This is a genomic window from Salsuginibacillus kocurii DSM 18087 (assembly GCF_000377705.1).
GTDB lineage: Bacteria > Bacillota > Bacilli > Bacillales > Marinococcaceae > Salsuginibacillus > Salsuginibacillus kocurii.
In genome coordinates this window covers 597543-610870 of the sequence record NZ_KB898623.1, presented here as the reverse complement: position 1 = coordinate 610870, position 13328 = coordinate 597543, and the positions used below count along the sequence as shown (strand labels likewise).

The following is a 13328-nucleotide window of genomic DNA, read 5'->3' as shown; positions in this document are numbered from 1 at the left end:
CCCCGTCACTGCGCAAGAGGAATGCATGACTGCGCACCCTACCATCCTCATCACGCAATGTCGCAATCTCCTATGCAAAATTCTCTACCCCTCATCATGGTAAAACTGGCCGCGCCAGTTTTTTCACACCGTAAGAATGTATAAATAGTTGAAGGGAACGGTACAAGGGCAACTAAGGCTCGGCCTGCGCCGTAGGCTTGGCTTTGCCACGTTTTCTTTAAAATCATCTTCCTCGCCCCTTCTGCCAAATTCCGCTATACTACGAATAACCGCGCGTTCCCTATGGCACTTATCCCCTGAAGGAGGTCGACCCCTACGTCACATTCTCCGCACGATACCATTCCGCATGACCAACAACTCTTCAAACAACTCCTCACCACCTATTTCACTGAATTTCTCGATGCGTTTTTCCCCGCCGCCCTCGAACATATCGACACGACCCACCTCACGTTCCTGGAACAAGAAATTTTCACCGACATCGTGAACCAGGACAAACGCGTCGTCGACCTGCTCGTCGAAACGAAAATCAAAGGCGAAGACGGGCTCATTATCGTCTACGTGGAAGCGCAGTCCGCGCCGGAAGCCAACTTCCATCAGCGCATGTTTCACTATTTCAGCCGCATCTACGAAAAATATCAGCGCCGCATCTTGCCGATCACCATCTTCAGCCACCGCTCCACCCGCAGCGAACCGGATTCCCTTCAAGTCACCTTCCCATTTTTCCACGTCCTTCCTTTCACTTTTTCAAACTCGAACTCGCCAACCACAACTGGCGGGAGTTTATTAAAAAAGATAATCCGGCCGCTGCCGCATTGCTCTCACAAATGGGGTAAAATGAAAAAGAAAAGGTAGAAGTGAAACTCGAATGTTTACGCATGATCGCCCGCCTCAAAATCGATCCGGCCCGCGCCGACTTTCTCGCCAATCTGTTTGAATCGTACCTGACGTTAAACGCAGAGGAAGAAAGCAACCCTGCAGCATGAAATTCAAAAACTCCCAAAAAAGGAGGAAACTCACGTCATAAAGATCGAAACGTACCGCACCCGATAGTGGAAAATCGAAGGCAAAGAAGAAGGCAGAAGAGAAGGAGAGAAAAAGGAAAACGTGAAGAAAAACAGCCATGCTGATTAGCTTTTTGCAAGCCCGTTTCCCGGAGGAAGTGACGGAAAAAGCAGTGTCTGGTATTCAAGCGTGCGAAGAAGTAGACACGTTAGAAAAGATTCAATCCCGCTTATTTAAAGCAGATACGTGGGAAGAAGTAGAAACCGTGCTGCAAGCTTTGGAAGACTAACGCACTGGCAGAAAGAGTTGAAAGGTGCAACGCACGGGTTATGTGAAAATAAAACACCTTCTAAGCTAAAAGAGATTCCCTTGGTGGCAATCTCTTTTAATTTTGTCTTTTCTCTCTAACTCCTCTTCACCAGAATGTAAAAACTGGCTCGCCAGTTTTACCCGCATCGAATCTTTTGATTTCCTCAAGAAGGTTTACGAATTTCTCACATAATGTATCGAGGCTACACCGATCTCGCAACTTCCCTTTTCTCACGCGGCACTCAAGCATTATGACGCCGCACTCGAATAAGCTTCAATCCGCACTTCCGCCTCATCACTACGCACTCTCCGTCCCCCTCACTGCGCAAGGTGGCGCACCTGGAGCCCGCCACTATGCAAGCCGAAGGTGTCACTGTTAAAAGGGAGAGGCTGCACTTGTAAGCAGTGACCACTTACTTTCCGCTAGTTCATAAAAAATTCTAGGTGTAGATAGAGACGAGCTCATGGTAAGCTTTATTTATTCCTGTGTATAAAATCAGAACAGGATTACCAAGAATGATATGCAGTAGAGGAGGTCTTTTTATGTCACAGCACTTATTGAAATTGCAGCCTGTGTTTAAAGAAAGAATTTGGGGTGGAAGTAAGCTGAAGAAACGGTTTGGTTTTGACATTCCTTCTAAGCAAACAGGAGAATGCTGGGGAATTTCAGCTCATCCAAATGGTGAATCCATTGTAGAAAATGGTGATTTACAGGGCAGGTCTCTGCGTGACGTTTGGGAGAAAGAACGCGCTCTTTTTGATTACGAACAGAGTGAAAGTTTCCCTTTGCTGGTGAAATGGCTGGATGCCGCAGATGATCTATCCGTGCAGGTTCACCCAAATGATGAACAGGCCAAGCGGCTTGAAAAAGGAGAAGCATACGGAAAAACTGAATGCTGGTATGTTTGTGAGGCGGAGCCGGGAGCAGAACTTATTATTGGCCATTATGCCCATACTAAAGAAGAATTTGCCGAAATGGTGGAACAAGAAAAATGGTCAGAGCTCTTAAAAAAACAACCTGTCGAAGCCGGAGATTTTATATTTATTCCGAGCGGTACGATTCATGCGATTGGAAAAGGTATTCTTATTTTAGAAACGCAACAAAGTTCTGATACGACATACCGAGTGTATGATTATGACCGTACCGACCAGGAGGGAAATAAGCGAGAACTGCACATTGGTCGGTCGCTTGAAGTGACAACGATCCCTGCAGCAACAGAACCGACGGAACATGAACCAATCTGGAACGGGGAAAATGGGGAAGTGGAGCGCCTTCTTGCTTCCGACGTTTTCTATGTGTATAAAGGGGAGACGCGCAGCTCGTTAAAACAACCAGTGCAAGCTTCTTTTCTGTTACTTAGTATTATCGAAGGGAGCGGCACAGTAACAACCAATGCTGAGCAGTTAGAAGTGCAAGCAGGGGACAACCTGATCATAACAAAAGAAGCGATGGAGCAATACGAATTAGAAGGCTCGTTTACCTGGTTGATGAGCCACCCTGCTTAAAAACACGAAACAGAAGGCACTTGCCATCCTATAAGAAAGGGAGCCCAAAAGAGGCCGTCTCAAAAGGTTCAATTATATGAAGACAACTATGCTGGTTTCCGACTTCTCCACGGAAAGCGAGATTGCTTAAGCGCCGTTAACCTCCTTATACAGGTCATAGTATAAAGATAAACCGTTTCTTAAACGATAAGCAGTTTTTCAGCAGCTTCGAAAACGAGCTGTTGAAAACTCCGTAATGAGCGGATGTAGCTCTAAAGGAGGATGAAGCATTGCCCATAGCAAAGAAGACACGGCGACATCAAATAGTGAAGATGAAGTCGATGTCGCACTTGTGCCTGTGGTGAAAGGGAGTATATTCCAGTTGTGTTTTCCGAAAACGGACTTATGGGACAGCCCCTTTACGCTCCTCTCAACTTGAGTGCCGTTTTCCCTTTTAGACTATCAGTAAGTTTCTCTTTTATAATTGTTTACATACTTATTCGGTCAGCTGTTTGCTTTAAAAGACGAACAGCTTCAGTGATCTCAGCTTTCGTGGTATAGCGGCCGATGCTTAAGCGAAGAGCACCTTTTCCTCTTTCTTCAGAGACTCCCATAGCTTTTAATACAGGGGAGAGCGCAACATCACCTGCATGGCAGGCAGAGCCAGTAGAAGCTGCTAATTGTGGGGTGCCGGTAAGTAGTTCTTCACCAACAAACCCATGAATGTTTATGTTTAACGTGTTAGGAAGAACATTTTCTTGTGGGCTATTGTGTGACAGCTGGCCTTCAAAAGCAACTTCGAGCTCGTCCATGAACTGATCGCGCAACGTTTCAAGCCTCTTGCTTTCCTCAGGCTGTACACTTTTGGCCATTTCGCATGCTTTCCCCAGGCCAACTGCAAATATGACATTTTCAGTGCCAGCACGTCTGCCAAGTTCATGTCCTGCTCCATGTAAGAGCGGTTCCATTTCTGTACCTTTTCGCATATATAATGCCCCCACCCCATTAGGGGCATAAAGTTTATGGCCAGCTACGGTTAAGAAATCCACCCCAAGTTCATCTACATTGGTAGGAATTTTCCCTGTGGATTGCGAAGCATCTGTGTGAAAAGGAATATTAGCTTTTTTGGCAATTTCACTAATCTTCTCAATGGGCTGGATGGCTCCTGTTTCATTATTTGCATGCATAACGCTAATTAACACTGTATCTTTAGTAATAGCTGCTTCCACTGCTTCTGGTGCGACCATTCCTTCTTCATTAACCCCGAGGTATGTAACGTTTACTCCTTGTTTCTCTAAAAAACGACAAGGTTCAAGGATCGCAGGGTGTTCGATTACAGTAGTAATAATATGTGGAGTCGTCGTTTCTGCGTGATGGACGCTACCTTTCAATACATGATTGTTGGCTTCGCTTCCTCCACTTACAAAAATAATTTCTTCGCTGGAGGCGTTGAGAAGAGAAGCTACTTGTTTGCGCGCGTTTTCAAGAGCTTCTTTTCCCACCGTTCCTGCAAAATGCGTGGCAGAAGGATTTCCATAACCTTCGTCAAAAAAAGGAATCATGCTGCGCTTTACTTCCGGTGATACAGGGGTGCTTGCATTATAATCAAGATAGATTTGTTTCACCATGTATTTCTCCTATCATAAAATCAAAATCGTTCTTCTTTATACGATATCGCAAGGTTACGTGTAAAACAACATCATTGCTTGTTCGTAAAGTGTTTTTAAAGAATGCTTAGGGAAAACGGTCACCATGTGATCTTCCTCTATTATGTTAGTGTTCGCAACTGCATAATATAGGGTAAAATGTTGGAAAAATTTTGCAATGAATTTTATAAAAATTATTGCAATTAAAAAAACATATTGCTATGATAAGTGAACTACCCACCATTTACCACACTCTTGGGTTGTCGCCACTTTCGATAGCTGACGAAATATACCAAGCTAACCCTCTTGTTCCAAGAGTTGATCTCCCCTAAGACATCGCTGACATGTGGAGTCCTTCTTTCTTGATATTCAGAGCTGTATTATCTCCGTCACCCATGTAACCACAGGAACAAGCATATACCCTTTGGCTCAAAGGCATAGGTTGCCCCTTAGCGTTAGGCTTCGCCCTTCATACGCTTGAAGAGGGAGACTTCTTTCTGAAAAACATTAAAATCATCAATTTAGACAGAGGTTTTATTTAAGTAAGCGCAGGGTATTGACTGTATATTCGCAATCGGTCGAACAGAACGTAAGACAGAAGTTATTCATCATGTCTATTGGTCATTAGCATAGCATAGAAAAGAGAAGGAGGTTGAAAAGATGAAAGATCAAGGGATGCTTTGGATTTTTATATCCTTGCTGGCGTTTGCTTCATTATTCTTTGTAGGAAGCTTGTCAACGGGAAGCGCTGCCCAATCAGCTTTGCAGATCATCGCATTTTCGGGTATGGTCTTTTCTTTTCTGTATGGACTTCTGCTCAATCAACACGCCGAGGAGACAGCTGAAGAAAGAAAAACCGTCCAATAGAATAGTTCACTATAATAAGACTGTTTCACTACGAATGTGAAACAGTCTTTTATGTAATTTTGCACCGTAAGAATGTATAAATAGTTGAAGGAAACGTTATACGTGCAACTAAGGCTCAGCCTATCGGTAGGCTTGGCTTTACTAGTAACTGCGTCTTCCTTATACAAGATTCTTTGTATACAACCGAGACATGCTAGGTGGCCGGCAGAAAAAAGCTTTTCCAAGCAAGTCTTGCTAACCCATTTCAAACGACGCTGGCTTCAGGTATGATAAATGATACAGATATAAGTAAGAATCATGAGCTTACTTATAGGGTTCTCATAAACATTTGTAAGGAAGTAGAAAGTAATCATTATTAGCAGCAGTTGAAGGAGGATGTAGATTGGACAACCAATTGCAAGAACAGCTGGACGGTTTGCTGGAAAAGTATACGGAGCTCTTGCTTGGCGAAGCGACTCCTGAGCGTAAAGAAGAAGTTAAAGCTTGGATCGTTTATACGCATATATCTAAACAAATGCCTCCCCTCGCTCGTCACTGGAATGAAACATACCCAGCAGGAAAAGAAGGTATTAAGGAGGTCATTCAGCATATTCAAGCTTTAAATGCAGAAGAAAAACAAAAGCAAAACGAAAAAAAGGAAGGAGACTCCTAATTGTTGGCGTCTCCTCCTTCCTTTTTGGTCAGTGCCGTACATGCAAGCTTTTATTTTAATGAGGCCCGCCGTTATGAGGCAATTGAGAAGTGTACCCTTGGAACTGCTGAGCTTCTTGTTGCAAGGCATCCGGCGAAGCAGCTTCAAAACTGTACCATCCCTTTTTGAACATGATATTAAAAAGGGAACGTTGACAGTCCTGTGTTTCATTACCTATTTGATTAATATCACGGTAAAGTGCATCATGGCTCGCTTCATTCATTGCTATACTGTAAGAAGATGAGAGATACTTTTCCGTGCTGATCATATCATTAATAAAGTCACGGTCGTTCATGGCAGGCGTTTCAGGTACTTCCGTTTTAGGGTTGCTAATTTTTTGTTGCGTCATTTTTTCCCCTCCTTAATTCATGCGATTGGCTGCCGTAGCTTGGCGGTCTAAATGATTTAAAAGTTTGTTATAATGCTGTTCATGCATAGCGGCAGTTTTGTGAAGTGCTTGTGATATTTCTTGGTCATTACACTGGCCAGCAAAAAAATGAGCTTTTTTGGCAGCGTTTAAATTCCACGCCATCATATCCGTAATGTAAAGTTCGTCTTTAACTGTTATGATATTTGGCGGCTGGGTCATTACTTGACCAGGCTGGCTTTGCATATCCATTACCATCCCTCCTCTTTTTGGTTACAGCTATAGTTTGAGCTGAACGCTTTGCATTTATGAGAAAAAACAAGCTCCAATAAAAATTTTATCTACTTTATACTTGCTAATTCTTTCTGAATATTTTAAGATATAAAAAGATAAAGCGTTTTCAAATCTATATTTTTTTGCCACTATATGAATGAGTATTCATTCAAGGATAAAAGGGGGAAGACGATGACTGCTAGCATAAATAAAGTGGCAGTACTAGGATCTGGCGTGATGGGGGCTGGTATTGCTGCTCATTTAGCCAATCTCGGCATTCCAGTATACTTATTAGATATCGTACCGTCTGAACTAACAAAAGAGGAAGAAAAGAAAGGTCTAACACTAAAAGATAAACCAGTTCGGAACCGTTTAAGCAAAGAAGCGGTTAAGAAGCTTCACAAACAAAAACCTGCTCCACTCACTGTGAAAGAGAATGCAGGCCTTATAATCCCTGGGAATATGGAAGACGATATGGAAAAGCTCAGGGAAGTGGACTGGGTCATTGAAGTTGTAGTTGAAAGGCTGGATATAAAGCAAAAAGTCTTAGGGGAGGTAGACAATTACCGTAAAGAAGGTGCCATTGTCAGTTCAAACACTTCCGGCATTTCCATAGAAGCAATGGCTGAAGGACGTTCTGAGGAGTTCCGCTCTCATTTTCTCGGCACCCATTTCTTTAATCCACCTCGATACTTGAAGTTGTTAGAAGTTATACCGACAAAAGATACTAATCCTGAGATTTTGGCTTTTATGAAGAAATTCGGTGAAGAAACACTTGGGAAAGGTGTAGTAGAGGCCAAAGACACGCCCAACTTTATTGGTAACCGAATTGGAACGTATGGTCTTCTTGTCACTGTCAGAGAAATGATGAAGGCAGGTCTGTCAATTGGTCAAGTTGATTCAGTAACTGGACCACTAATTGGGCGGCCCAAAAGTGCTACCTTCCGTACCCTTGACGTAGTTGGCCTTGATACGTTTCTTCATGTCGCAAAAAATGTCTATGATCAGGTGGATGGTGAGGAAAAGGAAGTATTCGACCCGCCAGCTTTTATGAACGATATGGCTGAACGTGGTTGGTTAGGAAGTAAGTCAGGGCAGGGCTTTTTCTTAAAACAAAAAGGTGAAAAAGGCAGCGAGATTTTAGAACTGAACTATGAAACTATGGAATATCAACCAAGTCAAAAGCTAAAAACACCTGCAGTGGAACAGGCAAAGCAAGCTAAGAAGCTGCCTGAAAAACTGCAAACCATCTGCTTTGGGAAAGATGAAGGCGCTCAGTTTGTGTGGAATATTATTAAATCTACCTTGCTTTACTCAGCTGAAAAAGCTCAGGAGATCGCTAATGACATCGTCTCCATTGATGAGGCAATGAAGTGGGGATTTGGATGGGAGCTAGGCCCATTTGAAATATGGGATGCGCTCGGCTTTGAAAAAACGACCGAAAAAATGAAAACAGAAGGCGATAAGATTCCAGAATGGGTGGAAACGATGGTGGAGGAAGGGTATACCTCGTTTTACGAAGGAACTCATCGTTTTTATCACCAGGGCGCTTATCATGAAATCGAAACAAATGAAAAAGTCATTCATCTAAAAAGCTTGAAAAACGAAAACCGGGTCATTATGAAAAATGCGGGTGCTTCCTTGATCGACTTAGGAGATGAAGTGGCTGGGCTTGAATTTAATTCTCCTAATAACTCGATCGGGCTTGATGTTATTCAAATGATTAACAAGTCACTTGAAGAAGTGAATAAAAATTATAAAGGCTTAGTTATAGGCAACCAAGGCAAAAACTTCTGTGTTGGCGCTAATTTAATGATGATTTTAATGGAAGCTCAAGATGATAACTACATGGAAGTAGACATGGTGGTCCGTCAATTTCAGCAAGCGATGATGAATATTCACTACTCGGATAAACCGGTAGTTACAGCACCTTTTGCGATGGCGCTCGGTGGTGGGGCAGAGATTTGCCTGCCATCTGCAAGTATGCAGGCTTCTTCTGAAACGTACATGGGACTTGTCGAAGCGGGGGTTGGCCTGATTCCTGGCGGAGGTGGAAATAAGGAGCTTTACATGAAGCAACTTGAAGGGCTTCCAGAAGGGGCTTCCATTGATTTGCAAGCTATCTCTAATCAAGTGTTTGAAACGATTGCTATGGCAAAAGTCGGCACGTCAGCAGCGGAATCTGCAAAAAATGGCTTCATGAATGAACGAGATGCCATTATTGCGAACGGCGACCATATTTTATATGCCGCAAAACGTAAAGTCATTGATTTGTTTGAGAAAGGATATAGAGCACCTATTCGCAAAAAAGTCCCGGTAGTTGGAGAGACAGGGTACGCTGCAATGAAATTGGGAGCTAAGACCTTACAATTTGGCGGGCAAGTAAGTGAGCATGACATGAAAATTGCAGATAAATTAGCTTTTGTACTTGCTGGTGGACGGGTCCCAAAAGGGACACTTGTCGATGAAGATTACTTGCTTGATTTAGAGAGAGAGGCTTTCCTGAGTCTCGTTGCTGAACCAAAATCGCAGCAGCGCATGCAGCACATGTTGTCGAAAGGTAAACCATTACGCAACTAGCAAACGAGAATAAATGAATGGAGGGAAAGCTCTTGAAGGAAGCAGTTATTGTAGCGGGTGCGAGAACACCGGTTGGAAAAGCAAAAAAAGGAACATTAGCGGGGGTGCGCCCTGAAGATTACGCGGCTCTAACGATAAAAGAAACGTTAAAACGAGCTGGAGAATATGATCCTGCTCAAGTAGAAGATGTCATTATAGGATGTGCGATGCCGGAAGCTGAGCAGGGCATGAATGTGGCGCGGAGTATAGCTGCTCTAGGAGGACTTCCACATGGCGTTCCTGCCATTACGATTAACCGTTACTGCTCTTCCGGCTTGCAAAGCATTGCATATGGAGCAGAGAAAATCATGCTTGGCCATGCTAATTCAATTATTGCAGGCGGGGTGGAATCAATGAGCATGATTCCGATGGGCGGCCATGTTATTGCTCCCAACCCGACGCTCGTTGATGAAGCGCCGGAATATTATATGGGCATGGGTTATACGGCAGAACAAGTAGCAAATGAATTTGGAGTGAGCAGGGAAGACCAGGACGCTTTTGCAGCAGAAAGTCATAAACGTGCCGCAAGCGCCATTAAAGAAGGAAAGTTTGCGGAAGAAATCGTCCCCGTAGACGTAACGCAGCGTTCGGTGGGCGATGATAACAAGCTGATTGAAAAAGACGTGACCTTTACGACTGATGAAGGCGTCCGTGAAGGCACAACGGTTGAAACTCTTGCTAATCTGCGACCTGCCTTTCATCCAAAGGGTAGTGTAACTGCAGGTAACTCTTCCCAGATGAGTGATGGTGCTGCTGCTGTACTTGTCATGGAACGGGAACAGGCAAAAGCAGAAGGGTTGCAGCCGCTGCTTAAGTTTCACTCATTTGCTGTGGCGGGTGTACGTCCTGAAATCATGGGAGTTGGGCCAGTTGAAGCTATACCAAAAGCAGTGAAAATGGCAGGTCTGGAGCTTTCAGATATTGGATTGTTTGAATTGAATGAAGCATTTGCTTCTCAGTCTGTGCAAGTAATACGTGAATTAGAACTAGATCACGATAAAGTAAACGTAAATGGTGGGGCCATTGCACTTGGGCATCCACTAGGATGTACCGGAACGAAATTGACGCTTAGCCTGGCCTATGAGATGAAACGCCGCGGTGAACAGTTTGGAGTGGTTACGATGTGCATCGGCGGAGGCATGGGTGCTGCAGGAGTCTTTGAATTAGTTAACTAAAAATTAAACCTTTAGCATACCTATAATGGGAGGAATGAACATGAGCGAGGCATTAGAAGCTGGTGTCAAAGGAGCAGGCTTTCTTATTGATGAAGTCACAGCGGAGCAAGTATTTACACCAGAAGATTTTACGGAAGAACACGAAATGATTGCAAAAACGACAGAAGATTTTGTTATCAATGAAGTGGTCCCGGAAGTCGAAAAGCTCGAAAGTCACCAGTTTGACATATCTCGGCGCTTGCTAGAACAGGCTGGAGAACTCGGGCTTCTTGGCGCGGATGTACCGGAAAAGTATGCTGGACTTGGGCTTGATAAAATCAGCTCTACGTTAATAACAGAAAAGTTTTCGCGAGCTGGTTCGTTTTCCTTGAGCCACGGTGCTCATGTTGGAATCGGCTCACTACCAATTATCTTCTTCGGAAATGAAGAGCAAAAAAAACAATATTTGCCAGACCTTTCAAACGGGGCAAAAATCGCAGCCTATGCCTTAACAGAACCGAGTTCCGGTTCGGATGCACTCGGTGCTAAGACAAAGGCTGTGCTCAATGATGAGGGTACGCACTATATCTTAAACGGGGAAAAGCAATGGATTACAAACTCTGCCTTTGCTGATGTCTTTATCGTTTATGCCAAAATTGATGGCGAACATTTCACGGCCTTTATCATAGACGCTGATACCGAAGGCGTCTCAACCGGGCCTGAAGAGAAAAAAATGGGGATCAAAGGTTCCTCTACTCGTACCCTGCTTTTAGAAGAAGTAAAAGTACCGAAAGAAAATGTGTTGGGCGAAATCGGACGCGGCCATGTCATTGCATTTAATATTTTAAATGTGGGCCGGTATAAACTTGGAGTAGGAGCAGTCGGCGCCAGCAAGCGAGGCATTGAATTGGCAGCTGCTTATGCTAATGAACGTAAGCAGTTTAAAACTCCGATTGCTCAATTCACCGCCATTCAAGAAAAATTAGGCTCTATGGCTGCGGAAACGTACGCGCTTGAAAGTACAATTTACCGTACAGGAGGTTTGTTTGAAGAAAAGCTTGGCCAACTAAGCGAAGCTGAGCAAGAAGACGGCAGCAAAGTAGCGAAAGCGATCGCTGAATATGCAGTCGAATGCTCTTTAAATAAAGTATACGGATCGGAAACACTTGATTTTGTAGCAGACGAAGCGGTGCAGATTCATGGTGGCTACGGATTTATGGCCGAATACGAAGTCGAACGCATTTATCGTGATTCTCGCATCAACCGTATTTTTGAAGGCACAAATGAAATTAACCGTATGCTTGTCCCTGGCACGATCATGAGAAAAGCAATGAAAGGGGAACTTCCTTTCCTAGAAAAGGCTCAAGGGCTGCAGGAAGAACTGATGATGATGATGCCAGAGGAAATTGGGGATGAGCTGCTTGAGCAAGAAAAATACTTGCTTAAAAACGCAAAAAAAGTCTTTCTTATGATTGCCGGAAACGGTGCGCAGAAATACGGAGAGGCGCTAGATAAGGAACAAGAATTATTGATGAATGTAGCTGATATTGTAAGTGATATTTACAATATGGAATCCTCAATTTTACGAACTGAAAAAGCGATCAATAAAAACGGTGCTGATAAAGAAGCGCTTAAACATCTTTATACTCAAGTTGTTTGCCAAGAGGCGATTAATCGGATAGAAGCTCATGCAAAAGAATCCCTCGTTCATATGGAAGCAGGAGACAACTTACGAACAATGCTCTCCATTCTACGCAAATTAACGCGCCATACGCCGACCAATGTCGTGCAGCTTAAACGTGACATTGCCGAACGAGTATTAGAAGCGGAACGTTACTTGGTATAACAATTCATTAGCGTTAGCAAATTTGAGGTCATTATTGATCTCAAAACTAATATACACTCCTTCTTTTGGAAGGGATTCTCCTCTCTTTGAAGTATGGCAAAAAGCTCTGGGACTACCAGGGCTTTTTGTCCGTTTAACAATAAAGCGTTATTACTCAGCATTTATAAGTGAGCGCCAAGTAATGAATAAAGCGCGCGTATTCGTTATACTAGAACATAAGAAAGCAGGAAAGGAGGGATAAGAATGGCATTGACAGTTTATGCATACCCCCAGTGCGGTACATGCAAAAAGGCAAAACGGTGGCTAGATGACCATAATATCAGCTATAATGAGAAACATATCGTTGAAGAACCTCCAAGCAAAGCGGAGCTAGAAAAGCTACATAAGAATAGCGGTCTGGAGCTTCGCAAATTCTTCAATACGAGCGGTAAAAAGTACCGCGAACTCGGCTTAAAAGATCAAGTTAAAGACGCTAGTGAAGAAGAATTGTTAGATTGGTTAGCTTCAGACGGTATGTTAATTAAACGACCCATTGTAACAGACGGCACAAATGTTACGATTGGGTTTAAAGAACAAGAATTCGAGGAACGATGGAAGCAGTAACTTAAACATCATCAATTTTGAAAACGAAGGGGTGCCCCACATGAATTTACCAAAGGAATTAAAGTACTCAGAAGAACATGAATGGGTGAAAGAGGAAGACGGAAAAGTCCGGATCGGGATTACTGACTTTGCTCAATCCGAACTTGGTGATATCGTATTCGTTGAATTGCCGGAAGAAGGCGATGAAGTCGAAGCAGATGAACCATTCGGCAGTGTAGAATCTGTAAAAACAGTATCTGAACTCTATGCTCCAGTAACTGGAAAAGTAGTAGAGATCAATGAAGACTTAGAAGACAGTCCGGAATTCGTCAATGAATCACCGTATGAAAAAGCGTGGATGATTGTAGTTGAACCATCCGATAAGAGTGAATTCGATGAGTTAATGTCTGCTGAAGAGTATAAAGAAATGGTAAGCGAAGACTAAGGCATTACATAAAGCGAATGTCCCCCCTGCTCAAAGGGGAGG

The 13328-nt window shown here is 43.4% G+C and carries 13 protein-coding genes; 10 read left to right on the top strand and 3 right to left on the bottom strand.

Annotation, left to right across the window (positions count from 1 at the left end):
* Positions 1-339 precede the first annotated feature (339 nt).
* The 3 genes from D469_RS22740 to D469_RS0103015 all read left to right on the top strand — a co-directional run bounded on the left by D469_RS22740 (position 340) and on the right by D469_RS0103015 (position 2817).
* Positions 340-852 carry an Rpn family recombination-promoting nuclease/putative transposase gene (locus tag D469_RS22740; RefSeq protein ID WP_083910700.1) on the top strand — a complete coding sequence of 171 codons (513 nt, stop codon included), beginning with the start codon at positions 340-342 and terminating at the stop codon, positions 850-852.
* Positions 853-1120: 268 nt separating this feature from the next.
* Positions 1121-1291 carry a hypothetical protein gene (locus D469_RS21930; RefSeq protein WP_018921888.1) on the top strand — a complete coding sequence of 57 codons (171 nt, stop codon included), beginning with the start codon at positions 1121-1123 and terminating at the stop codon, positions 1289-1291.
* A gap of 563 nt (positions 1292-1854) precedes the next feature.
* The gene (locus D469_RS0103015) at positions 1855-2817 is read left to right on the top strand and encodes a type I phosphomannose isomerase catalytic subunit (protein ID WP_018921887.1); all 963 of its coding nucleotides are present in this window, start codon (positions 1855-1857) and stop codon (positions 2815-2817) included.
* A 467-nt stretch (positions 2818-3284) separates the two neighbouring features.
* On the opposite strand, the gene D469_RS0103010 is transcribed toward D469_RS0103015, so the two are convergent.
* Positions 3285-4424, bottom strand: a complete 1140-nt coding sequence (locus D469_RS0103010; RefSeq protein WP_018921886.1) for a cysteine desulfurase family protein — start codon at positions 4422-4424, stop codon at positions 3285-3287.
* Between the two features lie 678 nt (positions 4425-5102).
* On the opposite strand from D469_RS0103010, the gene D469_RS0103005 reads away from it, so the two are divergent.
* Entirely contained in the window at positions 5103-5309 is a 207-nt protein-coding gene (locus D469_RS0103005) for a hypothetical protein (protein ID WP_018921885.1), read from the top strand.
* A gap of 382 nt (positions 5310-5691) precedes the next feature.
* Positions 5692-5961: a YusU family protein gene (locus D469_RS0103000; RefSeq protein ID WP_018921884.1), complete on the top strand. Its 270-nt coding sequence runs from the start codon at positions 5692-5694 to the stop codon at positions 5959-5961.
* Positions 5962-6016: 55 nt separating this feature from the next.
* Here the strand turns inward: D469_RS0103000 and D469_RS0102995 are convergent, their stop codons facing one another.
* Both D469_RS0102995 and D469_RS19460 read right to left on the bottom strand, forming a co-directional pair.
* A complete protein-coding gene (locus D469_RS0102995) occupies positions 6017-6349 on the bottom strand; it encodes a spore coat protein (RefSeq protein WP_018921883.1) in 333 nt (110 codons plus the stop codon).
* A 12-nt stretch (positions 6350-6361) separates the two neighbouring features.
* On the bottom strand, positions 6362-6619 hold the full coding sequence (locus D469_RS19460; RefSeq protein ID WP_018921882.1) for a hypothetical protein: 258 nt from the start codon (positions 6617-6619) through the stop codon (positions 6362-6364).
* Positions 6620-6832: 213 nt separating this feature from the next.
* On the opposite strand from D469_RS19460, the gene D469_RS0102985 reads away from it, so the two are divergent.
* The 5 genes from D469_RS0102985 (at position 6833) to gcvH (ending at position 13286) form a co-directional block, all read left to right on the top strand.
* Positions 6833-9220 (top strand): 3-hydroxyacyl-CoA dehydrogenase/enoyl-CoA hydratase family protein, encoded by a 2388-nt coding sequence (locus tag D469_RS0102985; RefSeq protein WP_018921881.1) that lies wholly within the window; start codon positions 6833-6835, stop codon positions 9218-9220.
* A 32-nt stretch (positions 9221-9252) separates the two neighbouring features.
* On the top strand, positions 9253-10434 hold the full coding sequence (locus D469_RS0102980) for an acetyl-CoA C-acetyltransferase (protein WP_018921880.1): 1182 nt from the start codon (positions 9253-9255) through the stop codon (positions 10432-10434).
* A 40-nt stretch (positions 10435-10474) separates the two neighbouring features.
* Positions 10475-12259, top strand: coding sequence for an acyl-CoA dehydrogenase family protein (locus D469_RS0102975; RefSeq protein WP_018921879.1), 1785 nt, complete (start codon positions 10475-10477; stop codon positions 12257-12259).
* A gap of 243 nt (positions 12260-12502) precedes the next feature.
* The gene (locus D469_RS0102970; RefSeq protein ID WP_018921878.1) at positions 12503-12862 is read left to right on the top strand and encodes an arsenate reductase family protein; all 360 of its coding nucleotides are present in this window, start codon (positions 12503-12505) and stop codon (positions 12860-12862) included.
* 40 nt (positions 12863-12902) lie between these two features.
* Positions 12903-13286 carry a glycine cleavage system protein GcvH gene (gene gcvH, locus D469_RS0102965; protein ID WP_018921877.1) on the top strand — a complete coding sequence of 128 codons (384 nt, stop codon included), beginning with the start codon at positions 12903-12905 and terminating at the stop codon, positions 13284-13286.
* Positions 13287-13328: the final 42 nt, after the last annotated feature.